Here is a 17,282-nt window from a genome sequence, read left to right on the forward strand (position 1 = left end):
CGTCGGGATGCGCGACGACGGCTTGCGCGACGGCACCGCGAGGACCGGCGGAACGCGCCCGGCCCCTACCGACCGGCCGATCCCAAGCGCGATGGTTCCCTGCCCCAGATGTCTTTTGCCGATCTCGGACTGAGCGACAAGGTCCTCCAGGCCGTCACCGCCGCCGGCTATACCGAGCCGACGCCGATCCAGGCCCAGGCGATCCCGCACGTGCTGGCCCGCCGCGACGTTCTCGGCATCGCCCAAACCGGCACCGGCAAGACCGCGGCCTTCACCCTGCCGATGCTGACCATGCTGGAATCGGGCCGTGCCCGCGCCCGCATGCCGCGCACGCTCATCCTGGAGCCGACCCGCGAACTCGCCGCTCAGGTCGAGGAGAATTTCGAGCGCTACGGCACCAACCACAAGCTCAACGTCGCGCTCATCATCGGCGGCGTCTCCTTCGCCGACCAGGACGCCAAGCTCACCCGCGGCACCGACGTGCTGATCGCCACGCCGGGCCGGCTGCTCGACCATTTCGAGCGCGGCAAGCTGCTGCTCACCGGCGTCGAGCTCCTCGTCATCGACGAGGCCGACCGCATGCTCGACATGGGCTTCATCCCCGACATCGAGCGCATCGTGAAGATGGTGCCGTTCACGCGCCAGACCCTGTTCTTCTCCGCGACCATGCCGCCGGAGATCGAGCGGCTGGCCGACATGTTCCTGTCGAACCCGCAGCGGGTCGAGGTCAGCCGCCCGGCCTCGGCCGCGACCACCATCGAGCAGCGCCTCGTGGCGACCGGCGCCGAGGGTCACGAGAAGCGGAAGGTGCTGCGCCAGCTCATCCGCGCGGCGGACGAGCTCCAGAACGGCATCATCTTCTGCAACCGCAAGCGCGACGTGGCGCAGCTGCAGAAGTCGCTGGCCAATCACGGCTTCAACGCCGCCGCGCTCCACGGTGACATGGACCAGCGGGCCCGCATGGCCGCCCTCGACGGCTTCCGCAGCGGCGAGGTGCCCCTGCTGGTGGCCTCCGACGTCGCCGCCCGCGGCCTCGACATCCCGGCGGTGAGCCACGTCTTCAACTTCGACGTGCCGCATCACCCGGAGGATTACGTCCACCGCATCGGCCGCACCGGACGGGCCGGCCGCTCCGGCCACGCCTTCACCCTAGCGAGCCGCTCCGACGAGCGCTCGCTCTCGGCGATCGAATCCCTGATCGGCCAGCCGATCGCGTGGCTCGACGGCGACCTCGCGAGCCTTCCCGAGGCGAGCGAGGACGAATCCGAGCCGCGCCGCCGCCGCGGCGCCCGGCGCGGCGCCAAGGGATCGTCGGACAGGAGTTCCTCGGACCGGGGCTCCCCCGAGCGGGGACCCGAGCGGGACGGTGCCAGGGCCGAAGGCGCGCGTTCGGAGGGCCGCGGGCGCTCCGGCCGCCGCGCCGGCGGCGAGCGCACCCGCTCCGAGGAGCCGCGTCGCGAAGCCGAACCGCGCCGGGAGGCCGAGCCCGTCGCCCCTGTCCGGGAGCCCCGCCGCGCGAACGAGCCCCGCGGTCGAAACGAGCCGCGCGGCCGTCACCGCGACGAGGACGACGACACGCCGGTCGGTCTGGGCTCCCACGTGCCCGCCTTCCTGCTGAAGCCGACCGCTCCCCGCAAGAGCAAGGACTGATCCCGGCCACCACGGGGAAGGGGCCGGTCCGGGATCGCATCCCGGCCCCGGATTCCTGGGGGGCCTTAACGTCCTGGCGACGATCGCCGAGCGATACTCCGGGCAGGACGATCCTCGTCCGGAGGAGCGGAAATCGCCGGATGAGCCCCGACCTCGACCGTGAGCGCAGCCTCGCTCTGGCGCAGCGCAGCTTCGAGCTGATGCGCGACTACTGCACCTGCGCGACCCCGCGCGCCTACGCGGTCTGGTACACCTACGTGGCCGGCAGCCAGCCGCTCATGAACGACGCGATCAAGCGCTTGACCACGCAGAACGGCACGCTGACCAGCGCCGATATCGACCAGCTCCACGATACCTATATCGACGGGCGCCGCCTCGCGCTCGAGATGGACCGGGTGAACTCGACCCTCATCGCCGAGGTCGAGGGCATCATGGAGATGATCGACGTGTCGGTCCGCTCCACGGCCCAGTACGGCGAGTCGCTCCAGGCCTTCACCCACGACATCGCCAATGCCGCGACCAGTCGGACGCGGCTCAGGGAGGTGGTCTCCACGATCATCGCCAACACCCGCGACGTGACGGCGAACAACCGCACCCTCGAAGCCCGCATGCGCGAGAGCCGCAACGAGATCGAGACCCTGCGCGAGACGCTCGAGGCGACACGGCTCGAGAGCCTGACCGATCCGCTGACGGGGCTGGGAAATCGCAAGAGCTTCGAAGAGGGCCTGCGCCGGGAGATCGATGCGGGGGCGAGCCACCGGCCGTCGAGCCTGATCGTGCTCGACATCGACTATTTCAAGCGCTTCAACGACCTCTACGGCCACCTGACCGGCGATCAGGTGCTGCGCCTCGTCGCCATCGTGATGCGCGAGCATATCGGCCAGAAGGGTGCGACCCTCGCCCGCTTCGGCGGCGAGGAATTCGGCATCGTCCTCCCGGAGGTCGATCTGGCCACCGCCCGCGAGATCGCCGAGCGGGTGCGCACCAGCGTGACCGGGCGGGAGCTGGTCAAGCGCTCCACCGGCGAATCGCTCGGCAAGGTCACGGTCTCGCTCGGCGTCGCCCAGCAGCGCCCGGACGACAACGCGGTCTCGCTGCTGGAACGGGCCGATGCCTGCCTGTTCGCGGCCAAGCGGGCCGGACGCAACCGGACCATCGACGAGATCCAAGCCGCCGCCCTGCCGAACGTGGCCTGATCCGGGCGAGCCGCCTCACATTCGAAGCCGTCGCGTCGTCGCCTCGGAGAGGATCCGGAGCGACGCGCCCGTATCCTGGACCCCGGCCCGCATTCGCGGCGGGCTTCGTCAGCCTCAGGCCAGGACGGGGATCCGGTCCGGGGTGACGGGCGTGATCGCCACCGACTCGCCGCAGCCGCAGGCGGAGGTCTGGTTCGGGTTGTTGAACACGAACTGCGACGACAGCTTGTTGGTCTGGAAATCCATCTCGGTGCCGAGCAGGAACAGCACCGCCTTGGGATCGATGAAGACGGTCACGCCGCGATCCTCGATCATGTCCTCGCCGGGCTTGCGCTCCTCGGCATATTCCATCGTGTAGGACATGCCGGCGCAGCCGCCGTTCTTCACGCCGACGCGCAGACCTGCGATCGGCCGGTCGGCATCGGCCATGATGGCCTTGATCCGATCCGCGGCGCGGTCGGTCAGCGAGATTACCTTGAAACCTGACATGGTTGTCTCTCTCCTGCGGCCGGGTTCAAGGCCCGGGCGGGTGAGTTGGTCGAACATATCGGAAGATAAGCATCCGGCGGGCAAGGGTCCACCGGAGGGTCCCTGCGCCGCACGCATTCCGGCGTGCTATGCTTCCGCAGTCACGGAGGGTGCGATGGCCGATCCTGCGCGGCGGCGGATGACGCCGGAAGAGTTCTTCGAATGGCAATCGGCCCAAGACGGGCTCTACGAACTCGTCGACGGCGTGCCGGTACCGCATGTGAAGATGATGACCGGCGCGAGCGTTCAGCACGACCGCGCGACCGTGAACATCATCGTCAGCCTCGGCGTGCAATTGCGCGGATCCGGCTGCCGCCCGACGACCGACGACGTCGCGCTACGCACCAGCATCGCCACGATCCGGCGGCCCGACGTGACGGTGGAATGCGGCGAACTCATCCGCGACACTTACGAGAACCGTTCGCCGCGTCTCGTCGTCGAAGTGCTGTCGCCCTCGACGACGAACATCGATCGGTTCCGCAAGCTCGACGAGTACAGGCGCCACCCCACCCTCGCCTACATTCTCCTCGTCGAGACGCGCTTTTCCAGCACCGTACTCTACCGCCGTGAGGGTGAGGCATGGCTGGAAGAGAGCTTCGAGGCACCGGATGCCGTCATCGACTTGCCGGCGATCGGTGCGCGTCTGACGCTCGCCGACATCTACGAAGACGTTGTCTTCGAGCCGGGCCGCCCGGCGCGGTGACGGGCTACCACATGTCGAGCGCGACGCGGGCCTCGTCGGACATCCGGCTCTGGTCCCACGGCGGATCGAACACCATCGTGACCTGACAGGACTGGACGCCCGGCACCGCTGTGACGGCGTTCTCGACCCAGCCCGGCATCTCGCCGGCCACCGGGCAGCCCGGGGCGGTCAGGGTCATGTCGATCAGCACCCGCCGGTCGTCCTCGATCTGGACGCGGTAGATCAGGCCGAGTTCGTAGATGTCGGCGGGAATCTCCGGGTCGTAGACCGATTTGAGGGCGGCGACGATGTCGTCGGTCAGGCGGTCGATCTCCTCCGCGGGGATCGCCGAGGCCGCCGCGAGGGCGGGGGTGTTGTTGCCGCCGGTGATCGTATCGTCTGCGCTCATCGCAACCTCTCCTCCGGCCCGCGGAGGCCGGCCCCTGCCGGCTTCCGCGATCGGAATAGTATAAAATCAGGCGAACAGCATCTCGGCCTTGGTCAGCGCCGCGGCCAGGGCGTCGATCTCGTCGGTCGTATTATACAGACCGAACGAGGCGCGACAGGTCGAGGTGACGCCGAAGCGGTTCAGCAGCGGCATGGCGCAATGCGTCCCCGCCCGCACCGCCACGCCCTGCCGGTCGATGATGGTGGCAACGTCGTGGGCATGGGCGCCCTTCATCTCGAAGGCGATCACGCCGCCCTTGTCCTTGGCCTTGCCGATCAGCGTCAGGGAATTCATCGCGCCGAGGCGCTCCTGCGCGTAGGCCGTCAGCGCCGCCTCGTGCGCCTCGATCCGATCGCGCCCGAGCGTCATCATGAATTCGAGCGCGGCGCCTAAGCCCACCGCCTCGATGATCGCCGGCGTGCCCGCCTCGAAGCGGTGCGGCGGATCGTTGTAGCTGATCGCGTCCTGGGTCACCGTGCGGATCATCTCGCCGCCGCCCTGGTAGGGCGGCAGCCGGTCCAGCCATTCCTTCTTGCCGTAGAGCACGCCGATGCCGGTCGGCCCGTAGACCTTGTGGCCGGTGAACACGAAGAAGTCGCAGTCGAGCGCCCGCACGTCGACCGCGCGGTGGACGGCGCTCTGGGCGCCGTCGAGCAGCACCGGCACGCCGTGGGCGTGGGCGATGCGCACGATCTCCTCGGCCGGCGTCACCGTCCCGAGCACGTTCGACATGTGGGTGATCGCGACCATCTTGGTGCGCGGCGTGAAGAGCTTTTCGTACTCTTCGACCAGGAAGTTGCCCTCGTCGTCCACCGGCGCCCACTTGATCACGGCACCCTTGCGCTCGCGCAGAAAGTGCCAGGGGACGATGTTGGAGTGGTGCTCCATGATCGAGAGGATGATCTCGTCCCCCTCCCCGATCAGCCCGGCCTGGCCCATCGACGACGCGACGAGGTTGTAGGCCTCCGTCGCGTTGCGGGTGAAGATGATCTCGTCGGTCGAGGCCGCGTTGAGGAATTGGCGCGTGGTCTCGCGGGCGCCCTCGAACCCCTCGGTCGCCGCGTTGGCCATGTAATGCAGGCCGCGATGGACGTTGGCGTAGCCGGTCTGCATGCACGAGACCATGGCGTCGATCACCGCCTTGGGCTTCTGCGAAGAGGCCGCGTTGTCGAGATAGACCAGCGGTTTGCCGTAGACCTTCTCGGAGAGGATCGGGAATTCCCGACGGATCGCCTCGACGTCGTAGGGGGTGGGGCGGACGGGTGCGTTCATCGTCTCGACCTTGAAGCGTGACGGCCAAGGTGCCGCCGATCCCGCTCCTTCCCTCATCCCGAGGTGCCGGAGCGAAGCGGAAGGCTTTGGGCGAGCCCTCCAGATATCACTGCGATCCCTGAAGCCCTCCTTCGAGGCCGAGCTGACGCTCAGCACCTCAGGATGAGGGTTCAGGGTTGGACCCATGCGATGTGCGTGGCCCCTCCCCCATCTCCCGTCGGGCTTGCCCGACTGGAGCATTCAGGATGCGGATATCGAGCGCGCCCGATATCCGTGGGGGAGGGTTGAAGGCGGTGTGCCCTACCCTCTGGCCTTCAGCCAAGCCTCGATCCCGCCGATCAGCGCCTCGCGGGCACCCTCGTGGGTCACCGCCTCCACCGCCTCGCCGACGAAGGCCTGGACCAGCAGGCTCTCGGCGGTGGCGCGCGGCAGGCCGCGGGCCATGAGGTAGAACAGCAGCTCGTCGTCCGGCGCGCCGCAGGTCGCGCCGTGGCCGCAGGCGACGTCGTCGGCGAAGATCTCCAGCTCCGGCTTGTTCATCATCTGCCCCTCGTCCTTGAGGAGCAGGCAATCGGACTTCATCTTGCCGTCGGTCTGCTGCGCGCCCTGGCGGACGATAATCTTGCCCTGGAACACGCCGGTGGCTTCGCCGTCGATCACCGTCTTGAACATCTCGCGGCCCACCCCGCCCGTCGCCGCGTGGTCGGCCAGCAGGGTCGAATCCGCGAGCTGTCCGTCGCCCAGCAACGCCGCGCCGTTGACGACCGCGTTGGCGTCCTCGCCCGCGATGTGCAGGTAGAGCTGGTGGCGCGAGAGCTTGGCGCCGGTCACGAGATTGACCGTCTCGAGCTGCGCCCGCGCGTCGAGCCGCACGGAGAGCGTCGACAGGGCGATGGCAGCGTCGCCCTCCCGGTTGATCCGGCTGTGGCGGAGGGCAGCCTCCTCGCCGATGTGCACGTCGAGGGCATCGTTGGGCTGATAGATCAGTCCGGACGGCCCCTCATGGCTCTCCAGCAGGAAGAACTCCGCGCCCGCGCCGAGATCGACCAGCACGCGGGTCGCCGTCGAGAACGACGTCGCGCCGGTGCCGACGAAGCGCAGATGGATCGGCGTCGCGGGCTTGGCGCCGGCGGCCACCGAGATCAGCGCGCCGTCCGCCAGGAAGGCGGTGTTGAGCTGATAGACCGGGTTCTCGCGCACCTGCTCGACGGGGGCGAGGAGCTTCAGGCGGGCATCGCCCTTCCCCATCGCCTCGTTGAGCGGCGTGACGGTCACGCCCTCGGGCAACCGGTCGAGATCCGACAGGGCGGCGACGAGATGGCCGTTGACGAAGGTGAGGCGCGCGGCCTCGACTTCGTGAAAGCCCGTGGCACCGGCGACGGCGGCCTTGGCGGCGTCCTCGGACGGGGCCTCGGCGGGCGGGGCGGCCTCGGTGATGGCGGCGCGCAGGTCCGTGTACTTGAACGCCTCGACCCGGCGGCTCGGCAGGCCGGTCGCCTCGAAGAAGCGGAACGCCTCCTCGCGGCTGATGGCCTGCTCGCTGGCAAACGCCGCGCGCGAGGATTCGAACAGCTTCGACAGCCCGGCCTCGGCGGGGGAGCGGAGATTGGTGACGTCGGCCATCACGCGGCCTCGCTGGTGCGGTACTCGGCGTAGCCGGAGGCCTCGAGTTCGAGCGCCAACTCCTTGCCGCCGGTCTTCACGATCTGGCCCTTCGACATGACGTGCACGGTGTCGGGCACGATGTGGTTGAGGAGCCGCTGATAGTGGGTGATGACGAGGAACGAGCGCCCCTGCGCCCGCAGCGCGTTCACGCCCTCGGAGACGATGCGCAGCGCGTCGATGTCGAGGCCGGAATCGGTCTCGTCGAGGACGCAGAACTTCGGCTGCAGCAGCGCCATCTGCAGGATCTCCATGCGCTTCTTCTCACCGCCGGAGAAGCCGACATTGAGGGCGCGCTTGAGCATCTCCTTGTTGATCTCGAGCTTGTCGGCGGCGCCGTTGACCGCGCGGATGAACTCGGGGGTCGAGAGCTCGTCCTCGCCGCGGGCCTTGCGCTGCGCGTTGAGGCAGGCCTTGAGGAAGGTCATCGTGCCCACACCCGGGATTTCCAGCGGGTACTGGAAGGCCAGGAAGATGCCGGCGGCGGCGCGCTCGTCGGCCGCCATCTCCAGCACGTTCTGCCCGTCGAGCAGGATCTCGCCGTCGAGGACCTCGTAATCCTCCTTGCCGGCGATGACGTAGGAGAGCGTCGACTTGCCGGAGCCGTTCGGGCCCATGATCGCGGCGACCTCGCCGTCGTTCACGGTGAGGTTCAGGCCGTTGAGGATGCGGTTGTCCTCGATCTGTACGACGAGGTTCTTGATTTCCAGCATGTCAGTTCACGTCCATATTCGATGTTCAGTTCGCTCGATGACTATTTATCAGCTGCGCTGTAAAACTCATCGAGCTCAAAGTATCCACAGCTCCCGATCCAGAACGTATTCCTCGTTTGGGGCGCCTTGGTGAGCGCAACGGTCAGCAACCTTCGCTGAGACGCCGCCTGAAAGAGAGAAGTGCCGAGACCGCAATTCCCCCCCTCATTGCCACCTGAGGTCTGAATTCGGATTTTGCGATCCAGTTTGCCCTTGATCGTCTTGACCACCATTGCGTCGCCGAAGACCTCCGGCTCGCCGCGCCTGGCATCCGGAATCTCGACGCGATCGACACGAAGGGTCGCGACGATCTCCGCTTGGTCGAGGCGATAGGCCCGCCTTTCCTCGTCCGTCTTGAGACGGAGAGGAAAGGGGCAATCGCAAGCCTGCGCCCGACCAGCCGACGCGGCGGCTGCCACGACCAGCATCGCGGCAGCCGGCGTCCGTCTCATCCCACCGAGCCTTCGAGGCTGATCGAGATCAGCTTCTGGGCCTCCACCGCGAACTCCATCGGAAGCTGCTGCAGCACGTCGCGGACGAAGCCGTTGACGATGAGCGCGGTCGCCTCCTCCTCGGAGAGGCCGCGCTGCTGGCAGTAGAACTTCTGGTCCTCGGAGATCTTCGAGGTGGTGGCCTCGTGCTCGAAGACGGCGGACGCGTTCTTCGACTCGATGTAGGGCACGGTGTGCGCCCCGCACTGGTCGCCGATCAGCAAGCTGTCGCAATTGGTGAAGTTGCGCGCGCCCTTGGCCTTCTTGTGGGCCGAGACGAGCCCGCGATAGGTGTTCTGCGAACGCCCGGCCGAGATGCCCTTGGAGATGATCCGGCTGGTGGTGTTCTTGCCCAGATGGATCATCTTGGTGCCGGAATCGACCTGCTGCATCCCGTTCGACACCGCGATCGAGTAGAACTCTCCGCGGGAATCGTCACCGCGAAGGATGCAGGACGGGTATTTCCAAGTGATCGCCGAGCCGGTCTCGACCTGCGTCCACGAGATCTTCGAGCGGGCGCCGCGGCAATCTCCGCGCTTCGTCACGAAGTTGTAGATGCCGCCCTTGCCCTCGTTGTCGCCGGGGTACCAGTTCTGGACGGTCGAGTACTTGATCTCGGCATCCTCCAGGGCGACCAGCTCGACCACGGCGGCGTGGAGCTGGTTGTCGTCGCGCTTCGGGGCGGTGCAGCCCTCCAGATACGAGACGTAGGAGCCCTTGTCCGCGATGATGAGGGTGCGCTCGAACTGCCCCGTGTCGCGCTCATTGATGCGGAAGTAGGTCGACAGCTCCATCGGGCAGCGCACGCCCGGCGGGATGTAGACGAACGAACCGTCCGAGAACACGGCGGAGTTCAGGGTGGCGAAGAAGTTGTCGGTCACCGGCACGACCGAGCCGAGATACTTCTTCACGAGATCGGGATACTCGCGGATGGCCTCGGAGATCGGCATGAAGATCACGCCGGCCTTCTCGAGTTCCTTCTTGAAGGTGGTCGCCACCGAGACCGAATCGAACACCGCATCGACCGCGACCCGGCGCTCGGGGGCGATGCCCTCCAGGGCCTCGACCTCGCGCAGGGGGATGCCGAGCTTCTCGTAGGTCTTGAGGATCTCGGGATCGATCTCGTCGAGCGATTCCGGCCCCTTCCGCTTCGGCGCGGCGTAATAATAGATGTCGTTGTAGTCGACGCGGTCGTATTCCACGCGCGCCCACTCCGGCTCCTTCATGGTGAGCCAGCGCTTGTAGGCGTCGAGGCGCCATTCGAGCATCCATTCGGGCTCGTTCTTACGCGCCGAGATGAAGCGGATCACGTCCTCGGAGATGCCCTTCTCGGACTTCTCCATCTCGATGACGGTCTCGAACCCGTACTTGTACTGGTCAATGTCGATCGAACGAACGCGATCGATGGTCTCCTGCACAGCAGGCATTCAGCCTCTCCTCACCGACTCCGGTTTCAAGGACCGGGGGTTTCAACGAAAGCAATGGCTTGGGCGGGCGGCGCTCAGGCAGCCTGCCCTCGCCGTCGATATAGGGACGACACGACCCGTTCGAACCCCTCTAAGAAGCGTTGCAGGTCGTCCTCGTCCGAATTCCAGCCGAAACTCACGCGCAGCGCCCCTGCGGCGAGCGCGGGGCTCACGCCCATCGCGGCGAGCACCGGCGAGCGGGCGACCTTGCCCGAGGCACAGGCCGAGCCCGAGGAAACGGCCACGCCGGCCAGATCCAGGGCGATCAGGGCGGTCGCCGCCTCCAGCCCCGGTACGGCGAAGCTCAGCGTGTTCGGCAGCCGCTCGGCCCCCGCCCCGAACACCACCGCTTCGGGCGCGAGCGCCCGCACCCCGGCTTCGAGCCGATTGCGCAGGGCGGCGAGGCGGAGGCCCTCGGCGGCGAGCGCCGCGTGGGCGATTCGCCCCGCCTCGCCCATGCCGACGATCCCGGGCAAGTTCTCGGTGCCGCAGCGCAGCCGTGCCTCCTGGCCACCGCCGCGCAGGAGCGGCACCTCCAGGCTCACGCCCTCGGCCAGCACCAGCGCGCCGACCCCCTTGGGCGCCGCGAACTTGTGGCCGGACAGGGTCAGGGCATCGAGCCCGAGGGCGTCGAGGCTCAGGGGAATCTTTCCGACCGCCTGCACCGCGTCGCTGTGAACCAGCGCCTGTCCGTGGGCGCGGGCGAGCCGCACGATCGTCGCGAGGGGCTGCACCGCGCCGGTCTCGTTGTTGGCCGCGTGGACCGAGATCAGCACGGCTTCGCCGCGGCAGGCATCCAGGCGAGCCGCGAGGACATCGAGGCGAAGCATGCCGGCCGCGTCCACCGGCAGGATCTCGACCATCGTGTCGGGGAACCGATGGCCCACGGCGACGCAAGCGTGCTCGGTCGCCGAGATCATCAGCCGGGTCGGCGCGGGCATGCCCCGGCGGCGCAAGGCCCCCGACAGGACGGTGTTGGCGGCTTCCGTGCCGCCGCTCGTGAAGACGACCCGTTCCGGTGCCGCCCCGACCAGGGCTGCCACCCTCGCGCGGGCCTCCTGCAGGGCCTGACGCGCCGCCCGCCCCTCGGCATGGACCGAGGACGGATTGCCTGGCAGCGTCAGCGCGCGCGCGACCGCCGCCGCGACCGCCGGCCGTGCCGGAGAGGTCGCGTTGTGGTCGAGGTAACTGCGCGCTGCCCTATCCATCCGTCGCCTGAACTGTCTTCGCCGACCTTTGGCCGCCCTCTGTCCGCCGCGCGAACCCGCGATTTCCTTGATTTCGCCCCCCTTCCCCATGCTAAGGCGCCCGCAACGGCGCCCTCAACGCAGGGACGAGGCTTCGAAACACTCTATCTTAGAACAATTCTAATTACCTAGAATTATTCTAAGACGCTTGTAGAAGGCGCGCCGAGCGAGTCAAGGCAGGGTCGGCACGTGCCGGCCGCCGAACCCGTGTCTTTCCCGGCGCGTTCCGGGCAGGCACGGGATCCACCTGAGGACACCATGCCCGAAGTCATCTTTTCCGGCCCCGCCGGCCGCCTCGAAGGCCGCTACCAAGCGCCCAAGAAGAAGGGCGCCCCGATCGCGATCGTGCTGCATCCCCACCCCCAGTTCGGGGGCACGATGAACAATCAAATCGTGTACAATCTTTTCTACACCTTCGCCAATCGCGGATTCGCAGCCCTGCGCTTCAATTTCCGGGGGGTCGGGCGCAGCCAGGGCGCGTTCGATCACGGCTCGGGCGAGCTGTCGGACGCCGCCGCCGCCCTCGACTGGGTGCAGTCGGTCAATCCGGAGGCCAAATCCTGCTGGATCGCGGGCGTGTCGTTCGGTTCCTGGATCGGCATGCAGTTGCTGATGCGCCGCCCGGAGATCGAGGGCTTCATCTCCATCGCCGCCATGGCCAACCGCTACGACTTCACCTTCCTGGCGCCCTGCCCCTCCTCCGGCCTGTTCGTGCACGGCTCGGAGGATCGCGTGGCCCCGGCCCGCGAAGTGATCCCGGTGATCGAGAAGGTGAAGACGCAGAAGGGCGTCATCATCGAGCACCAGATGGTCGAGGGCGCCAACCACTTCTTCGACGGCAAGGTCGACGAGCTGACCCAGACGGTCGACACCTATCTGGACAAGCGCCTCGGGGGGAAGACCGAGGCGGCGTGAGGTTTTTCCAACCCTCTCCTCTCTGCGGGAGAGGGGAGCACCGTCTCCGGAAACGTCGCTCCCCTCTCCCGATCCGGCATCTGCCGATCCGAAAAATCCTCGCGCGAGCGCCGTGATTTTGCTCCTATGAGCTACGGTCGCGAGCGAACGGACCGTCTGGGACGGTCCGAAGAACGAGCGTAACATCGCGATCCGCGGAATCGACTTCGCCGAGCTCGACGAGGTGTTCAATGGACGCTTCGCCCTCGTCGTCGAGGACCGGCGGCGCGACTACGGCGAGCAGCGCTTCGACATGCTGGTCGAGATGTTCGGAATCGTCCTGAACGTCACGTCCACGCCGCGCCCGTCCAAGTACCAAATCATCTCGGCACGCTTGGCCAACCGGAAGGAAAGGAGGGCCGACCATGCCAGACGGCAAGACGGCTAAGGCCGCGATCCGTGGCACGGATTGGGCCACCCTCCGCGCGATGCCCGAGGACGACATCGAGCGGATCGCCGCCGACGACGTCGACAACCCGGCCACCGACGAGAGCCACTGGTCCGGGGCGACCGTCGGCCTGCCGATCGGCAAGACCTCGATCCACGCGAATTTCGACCGCGACGTGGTCGAGTTCTTCGAACGCGGCGGTCGCGGCTACCAGACCCGCATGAACGCCGTCCTGCGGCGCTACATGGAAGAGCAGCGGGACAAGAAGCCCGAGCGCTAGGGCAGCGCTCGTCAGCCTTCCTTCGGATCGTCGCGGATGTCCGCACGAAACGCCCGCGGTGCCGAGGCACCGCGGGCGAAGGTTCACGCCGCCTTCGCCGCTCCCTGCGCCGCCCCATGCACCACCGGCACGGCGGGCGCGCCCTCCCATTGCGAGTGCGGGGGAATCGACTCGCCCTTCATCACGATGGTGAGGGGCCGCAGCCGCGCGTAATCGCCGACATGGCTGTCGTAGAGGACGGTGGAGAAGGCGCCGACCGAGACGCCGTTGCCGATGGCGACCCGGCCGACCTTCATGATCCGGTCCTCGTAGAGGTGGGTCTGGAGCGCCGCCGAGCGGTTGATGGCGGCAAAGTCGCCGATCGACACGCAGTCGAACTCGGTGATGTCGGTCATGAGCAGGCAGGCGCCCCGGCCGACCCTCACGCCGAACAGCCGCAGCACCCAGGGCAGGAACGGCGTGCCCATCAGGTGTTCCAAGAGCACCTTGCCGGCTAGCCCCCAATAGGCCACCGCGATGGCCTCCGTGCGCATCGCCCACCACGACCACATCGGCCGCATGCCGGGCCGGTAGCGCCCCATCAGGAGCCATTTCAGGCCGATCACCGTCGAGGTCTGAATCAGCGCGATGACGACGCTCGCCACCACGAACGACACCGCGAGGCCGAGCCAGTCGCCTTCCAGGATCGCGGGATAGAACACCCAGTCGATCGCGCAGATGGCGAGCGACAGGTAGAGCATCGGCGAGAACGAGGTGGCGAAGGCCTCGAACAGGCCGCGCCGCAGCTTGGCCCCGACGCTCGGCTCGAAGGTCTGACTGGCGGAGCCGAGATCGACCTTCTGGCGCACCGGCAGGCGGATCGGCGGCGAGCCGAACCACGTCTCGCCCGGATGCATCATGGCATTGGCCGGCGGCTTCGACTTGATGCCGATCAGCACGTCGTCGGGGATCGTGGCGCCGGGGGGAAGAACGCCGTCATTGCCGACGAAGACGCGGGCGCCGGTCTCGACCGGGTGAAGGTGCATCCAGCCGCGGCGGATCTCCTCTTCGCCCACCACCACCTCGTCGGCGACGAAATTGTTGGCGCCGACCGAGACGAGGTCGTGGCGCGAGCCGAGATTGGTCGAGATCTCGGCGCCCTTGCCCATGCGTGCGCCCATCAGGCGGTACCACGCCCGCATGTAGACGGTGGCGAAGAGCGAGGAGAGGGTCTCCAGGGTGACTTCCGCGGCGAGCGCCACGAGCCACTTGCGGAGGTAGAAGCCCGACCAGATCGAGTAGGTGCCGTGGCGCGCCCGCGGCAGCACCGCCCAGCGGATGCCGGAGATCAGCAGCACCGTGCCCGCCGTCATCAGCATGGCGGTGGGCCATGTCAGCAGCGGCAGATAGGCGTGGTAATCCACGTCCGTCATCTCGGAGAGCCGGTCCGAGATCTGGTCGAAGATGTAGAAGGCCGGGAAGATCGGCAGCAGCCCGACCGCGGGGACCGCCGCGAGCAGGAAGGCGTAGACGGCGCCGAAGGCCGCCCGCCGCGCCGGCGAGGCGGTGGCCGGCTCGGGCAGGGCAGCGAAATCGACGGTGCCGACCCGGCGGCCCGGCGAGCCGTCCCAGGATTCGGCGGTGCCGACCGTGGTGCCCGCCGGCACGGTGGTGAGGTCGGCGATCTCGGCGTGATCCTCGATCACCGTGTTGTGGCCGATGACGCAGGAGGTGCCGATGGCGACGTCCTCGCCGATGGCCACGGGACCGATCACGAGTTCGTTGCCGACGACCTCGGCATTGGCGATCACGAGCCGCCCGCCGAGGGAGGCGCCGCGGCCGATGGTCAGCAGGTCCGGCGCGCCGACATCGAGGTCGGAGATCAGCACGTCCTCGCCGATCTTGGCGCCGAGGAGCCGCAGATAGGTGGCGATGACGGGCGAGCCCTGAAGCCACTTGATGTGCACGAGCGGCGTCAGGCGCTGCGCCAGCCACCAGCGGTAATAGTAGACGCCCCAGAGCGGGTAGCGTCCCGCCTTCGTCCGCCCGAGGATCAGCCACTTGGCCAGGATCGCGACCGTCGCCGTCACCGCATTGATGCCGATATAGACGAGCAGCAGAACCGCGAGTTCGCCCCAGAAGCCGAGCCCGCCGCCGGTCAGCAGCAGGTAGGTGACGAAGATGCCGAGCCACTGCGCGGTGGCCAGCGCGATCACGAAGGGCAGGGCCACGGCCTGGGCCAGCCCGCACAGGGCGCGACGCAGGAGCGGGGGCGGCGCGAAGCCGAGATCCTGGACGGCCGTCTCGGCGCCGACACCGCCGGTGCGCTCGATCAGGTTCGACGCCATCACCCGCAACGTGCGGCCGGCATAGACGTCCTGCAGGGTGATGCCGGCGAGGGCGGGCGTCTCGCGCACCGCACCGACGAAGCGGGCGGCGAGCAGCGAGTGGCCGCCGAGTTCGGAGAAGAAGTCGGCGTTCAGCCCGATCGGCTGCTCGCCGAAGATCCGCTTGGCGGCGGCCAGCAGCGCGGCCTCGGTCTTGTTGTCGGGCTCCTCCTGCTCGCCCTCGCTCGTCGCGACGGTCAGCGGCGCGATCTTGAGCGCCTTGCGGTCGACCTTGCCGGAGGTGAGACGCGGCAGGGTCTCTACCGCCTCGAAATGGCCCGGCACCATGTAGGGCGGCATCTGCGCCGCCAGATCCTTTCGGAGTTTGCCCCGATCGAGATCGACGCCGCGTTCGGGGACCAGGAAGGCGACCAGGCGGTCGACCTCGTCGTCGCGGCGCAGCACCACCGCGGCTTGGTTGACGCCCTCCTCCGCCCGGATCCGCGCCTCGATCTCGCCGAGCTCCACGCGGAAGCCGCGGATCTTGACCTGATCGTCGATACGCCCGTGGAAGACGATGTCGCCGTCCGTCGTCATCGAGACGGCGTCGCCCGAGCGGTAGAGCACCGGATCGGTGCCGTCGGAGGCGTAGGGGTTGGCGACGAATTTTTCCGCCGTCAGCTCCGGGCGCTTGAGATAGCCCTTGGCGACGCCGGGGCCGCCGATCAGCAACTCCCCCTGCTCGCCGGGTTTCAGGAGGTTCAGCACCTCGTCGGCGACGTAGACGGAATAGTTCGGGATCGGGCCGCCGATGGTGACGGGCACGCCCGGCCGCATCTCGGCGGCGGTGGCCACCACGGTCGCCTCGGTCGGGCCGTAGGTGTTGAACAGGCGCCGCTCGGGCGTCGCCCAACGCGCCACCAGCGGCTCGGGCAGGGCCTCGCCGCCCAGCAGCACGAGGCGGACGGTGGGCAGGTCGCCGGGGATCATGGCGAGCAGGGTCGGCACCGTGTCGAGCACGGTGACGCCGGCGCGCGCGATCAGGCCGGGCAGCGCCTCGACATCGCCCATCATGGCCGGGCTCGCCACGTAGAGGCAGGCGCCCACCAGGTAGGGCACCCAGATCTCCTCCATCGAGAGATCGAAGGCGACGGACGCCCCCTGGAACACCACGTCCTCGGGCGCCATGCCGTAGACGGCGTTTCCCGAGCGCAGGAAGTGGCAGATATTGGCGTGGCTGATGACGATGCCCTTCGGCACGCCGGTCGAGCCCGAAGTGTAGATCAGGTAGGCCGGGTGCTCGGGCGTCAGGCCCGCCGCGTCGAGGTCCGGAGCGGCTGCGCCTTCCGCCGCCGCGCCCAACAATTCGGCGGTGGTGAGCGGTGCCACCCCCTCCGGCGCCTGCGGGCGCAGGGCGTCGGAGACCAGCAGGGCCTTGGCCTCCGCATCGGAGAGGCAGACCGCGACCCGGTCGGCGGGGGCCTCGGCGTCGAAGGGAAGCCAGGCCGCGCCCGATTTGGCGATGGCGATCTGGGCGATCAGCAGATCGGTGCCGCGGGCCATCCAGAGGCCGACCACGTCGCCCGGCCCGATCCCGCGCGCGGCCAGGGCCGCGGCGAGCCGGTCGGAGCGGGCATCGACCGCGCCGTAGGTCAGGACGGGCGGGCGCCCGTCGGGCCCGGAGGCGGCCGCGTCGATCAGGCAGGGGGCCTGCGCGCGGGCCCGGGCGCTGTCGCGGAAGAGCGACGCCAGGGTTTCGCGGCGGATCAGGTCGGGGCGCGCCGGCCCGCGCAGGATCGCCCGGCCCGTGGGCGGCCCTGCGCCCGCGCTCTCCGGCCGGGTCCGGCTCTTCTCGGTGAGACCGTCCATCCGCTGCTCCGTGCCGGCTCCGCCGGCCGATGGGTCGATGATCCGTCCGCGCCCCCGCGGCTTTCGCCTGATAACGCACCGCACGGGGCGC

The 17,282-nt window shown here is 68.4% G+C and carries 14 protein-coding genes and 1 pseudogene; 6 read left to right on the top strand and 9 right to left on the bottom strand.

Features of this window, described 5'->3' with window-relative positions; all coding sequences use genetic code 11:
- Positions 1-108: 108 nt before the first annotated feature.
- Entirely contained in the window at positions 109-1,650 is a 1,542-nt protein-coding gene (locus tag MFF26_RS05615) for a DEAD/DEAH box helicase (protein WP_137830930.1), read from the top strand.
- A gap of 140 nt (positions 1,651-1,790) precedes the next feature.
- Positions 1,791-2,846 (top strand): GGDEF domain-containing protein, encoded by a 1,056-nt coding sequence (locus MFF26_RS05620; protein ID WP_137830929.1) that lies wholly within the window; start codon positions 1,791-1,793, stop codon positions 2,844-2,846.
- A gap of 114 nt (positions 2,847-2,960) precedes the next feature.
- On the opposite strand, the gene MFF26_RS05625 is transcribed toward MFF26_RS05620, so the two are convergent.
- Complete coding sequence (locus tag MFF26_RS05625) at positions 2,961-3,335, bottom strand: HesB/IscA family protein (RefSeq protein WP_137830928.1); 375 nt, start codon at positions 3,333-3,335, stop codon at positions 2,961-2,963.
- Positions 3,336-3,489: 154 nt separating this feature from the next.
- Here MFF26_RS05625 and MFF26_RS05630 point away from each other — a divergent pair, with 154 nt between their 5' ends.
- Positions 3,490-4,077 (top strand): Uma2 family endonuclease, encoded by a 588-nt coding sequence (locus tag MFF26_RS05630; RefSeq protein ID WP_137830927.1) that lies wholly within the window; start codon positions 3,490-3,492, stop codon positions 4,075-4,077.
- 4 nt (positions 4,078-4,081) lie between these two features.
- On the opposite strand, the gene MFF26_RS05635 is transcribed toward MFF26_RS05630, so the two are convergent.
- From MFF26_RS05635 to MFF26_RS05665, 7 genes are all read right to left on the bottom strand, one after another.
- Positions 4,082-4,465, bottom strand: coding sequence for an SUF system Fe-S cluster assembly protein (locus tag MFF26_RS05635; protein WP_137830926.1), 384 nt, complete (start codon positions 4,463-4,465; stop codon positions 4,082-4,084).
- 66 nt (positions 4,466-4,531) lie between these two features.
- Positions 4,532-5,776: a cysteine desulfurase gene (locus MFF26_RS05640; RefSeq protein WP_137830925.1), complete on the bottom strand. Its 1,245-nt coding sequence runs from the start codon at positions 5,774-5,776 to the stop codon at positions 4,532-4,534.
- 300 nt (positions 5,777-6,076) lie between these two features.
- Positions 6,077-7,399 (bottom strand): Fe-S cluster assembly protein SufD, encoded by a 1,323-nt coding sequence (gene sufD, locus MFF26_RS05645; protein WP_137830924.1) that lies wholly within the window; start codon positions 7,397-7,399, stop codon positions 6,077-6,079.
- Positions 7,399-8,151 (bottom strand): Fe-S cluster assembly ATPase SufC, encoded by a 753-nt coding sequence (sufC, locus tag MFF26_RS05650; protein WP_137830923.1) that lies wholly within the window; start codon positions 8,149-8,151, stop codon positions 7,399-7,401. The genes sufD and sufC overlap by 1 nt, the downstream gene beginning before the upstream one ends.
- Before the next feature lie 41 nt (positions 8,152-8,192).
- Positions 8,193-8,618, bottom strand: a complete 426-nt coding sequence (locus MFF26_RS05655) for a hypothetical protein (RefSeq protein WP_137830922.1) — start codon at positions 8,616-8,618, stop codon at positions 8,193-8,195.
- A gap of 20 nt (positions 8,619-8,638) precedes the next feature.
- Positions 8,639-10,108, bottom strand: a complete 1,470-nt coding sequence (gene sufB, locus MFF26_RS05660) for a Fe-S cluster assembly protein SufB (RefSeq protein ID WP_137830921.1) — start codon at positions 10,106-10,108, stop codon at positions 8,639-8,641.
- Positions 10,109-10,182: 74 nt separating this feature from the next.
- Positions 10,183-11,355 (bottom strand): cysteine desulfurase family protein, encoded by a 1,173-nt coding sequence (locus tag MFF26_RS05665; RefSeq protein ID WP_137830920.1) that lies wholly within the window; start codon positions 11,353-11,355, stop codon positions 10,183-10,185.
- Between the two features lie 297 nt (positions 11,356-11,652).
- On the opposite strand from MFF26_RS05665, the gene MFF26_RS05670 reads away from it, so the two are divergent.
- From MFF26_RS05670 to MFF26_RS05680, 3 genes and pseudogenes are all read left to right on the top strand, one after another.
- The gene (locus tag MFF26_RS05670) at positions 11,653-12,309 is read left to right on the top strand and encodes an alpha/beta hydrolase (RefSeq protein ID WP_056237741.1); all 657 of its coding nucleotides are present in this window, start codon (positions 11,653-11,655) and stop codon (positions 12,307-12,309) included.
- 169 nt (positions 12,310-12,478) lie between these two features.
- Positions 12,479-12,736: pseudogene (locus MFF26_RS05675) on the top strand (BrnT family toxin); the annotation flags it as partial.
- On the top strand, positions 12,714-13,016 hold the full coding sequence (locus MFF26_RS05680; protein ID WP_137830918.1) for a BrnA antitoxin family protein: 303 nt from the start codon (positions 12,714-12,716) through the stop codon (positions 13,014-13,016). The pseudogene MFF26_RS05675 and the gene MFF26_RS05680, both read left to right, overlap by 23 nt.
- 83 nt (positions 13,017-13,099) lie before the next feature.
- Here MFF26_RS05680 and MFF26_RS05685 read toward each other — a convergent pair whose 3' ends face one another.
- Positions 13,100-17,191, bottom strand: coding sequence for a Pls/PosA family non-ribosomal peptide synthetase (locus tag MFF26_RS05685; RefSeq protein ID WP_238307729.1), 4,092 nt, complete (start codon positions 17,189-17,191; stop codon positions 13,100-13,102).
- Positions 17,192-17,282: the final 91 nt, after the last annotated feature.

The organism is Methylorubrum suomiense (genome assembly GCF_022179765.1).
Lineage (GTDB): Bacteria > Pseudomonadota > Alphaproteobacteria > Rhizobiales > Beijerinckiaceae > Methylobacterium > Methylobacterium suomiense.

Coding starts and splice junctions, on each gene's coding strand:
- sufB (WP_137830921.1), bottom strand. CDS start 10,108: ATGCCTGCTGTGCAGGAGACCATCGATCGCGTTCGTTCGATCGACATT.
- MFF26_RS05635 (WP_137830926.1), bottom strand. CDS start 4,465: ATGAGCGCAGACGATACGATCACCGGCGGCAACAACACCCCCGCCCTC.
- MFF26_RS05625 (WP_137830928.1), bottom strand. CDS start 3,335: ATGTCAGGTTTCAAGGTAATCTCGCTGACCGACCGCGCCGCGGATCGG.
- MFF26_RS05655 (WP_137830922.1), bottom strand. CDS start 8,618: ATGCTGGTCGTGGCAGCCGCCGCGTCGGCTGGTCGGGCGCAGGCTTGC.
- sufD (WP_137830924.1), bottom strand. CDS start 7,399: ATGGCCGACGTCACCAATCTCCGCTCCCCCGCCGAGGCCGGGCTGTCG.
- MFF26_RS05620 (WP_137830929.1), top strand. CDS start 1,791: ATGAGCCCCGACCTCGACCGTGAGCGCAGCCTCGCTCTGGCGCAGCGC.
- MFF26_RS05680 (WP_137830918.1), top strand. CDS start 12,714: ATGCCAGACGGCAAGACGGCTAAGGCCGCGATCCGTGGCACGGATTGG.
- MFF26_RS05665 (WP_137830920.1), bottom strand. CDS start 11,355: ATGGATAGGGCAGCGCGCAGTTACCTCGACCACAACGCGACCTCTCCG.
- MFF26_RS05630 (WP_137830927.1), top strand. CDS start 3,490: ATGGCCGATCCTGCGCGGCGGCGGATGACGCCGGAAGAGTTCTTCGAA.
- MFF26_RS05615 (WP_137830930.1), top strand. CDS start 109: ATGTCTTTTGCCGATCTCGGACTGAGCGACAAGGTCCTCCAGGCCGTC.
- sufC (WP_137830923.1), bottom strand. CDS start 8,151: ATGCTGGAAATCAAGAACCTCGTCGTACAGATCGAGGACAACCGCATC.
- MFF26_RS05670 (WP_056237741.1), top strand. CDS start 11,653: ATGCCCGAAGTCATCTTTTCCGGCCCCGCCGGCCGCCTCGAAGGCCGC.
- MFF26_RS05640 (WP_137830925.1), bottom strand. CDS start 5,776: ATGAACGCACCCGTCCGCCCCACCCCCTACGACGTCGAGGCGATCCGT.
- MFF26_RS05685 (WP_238307729.1), bottom strand. CDS start 17,191: ATGGACGGTCTCACCGAGAAGAGCCGGACCCGGCCGGAGAGCGCGGGC.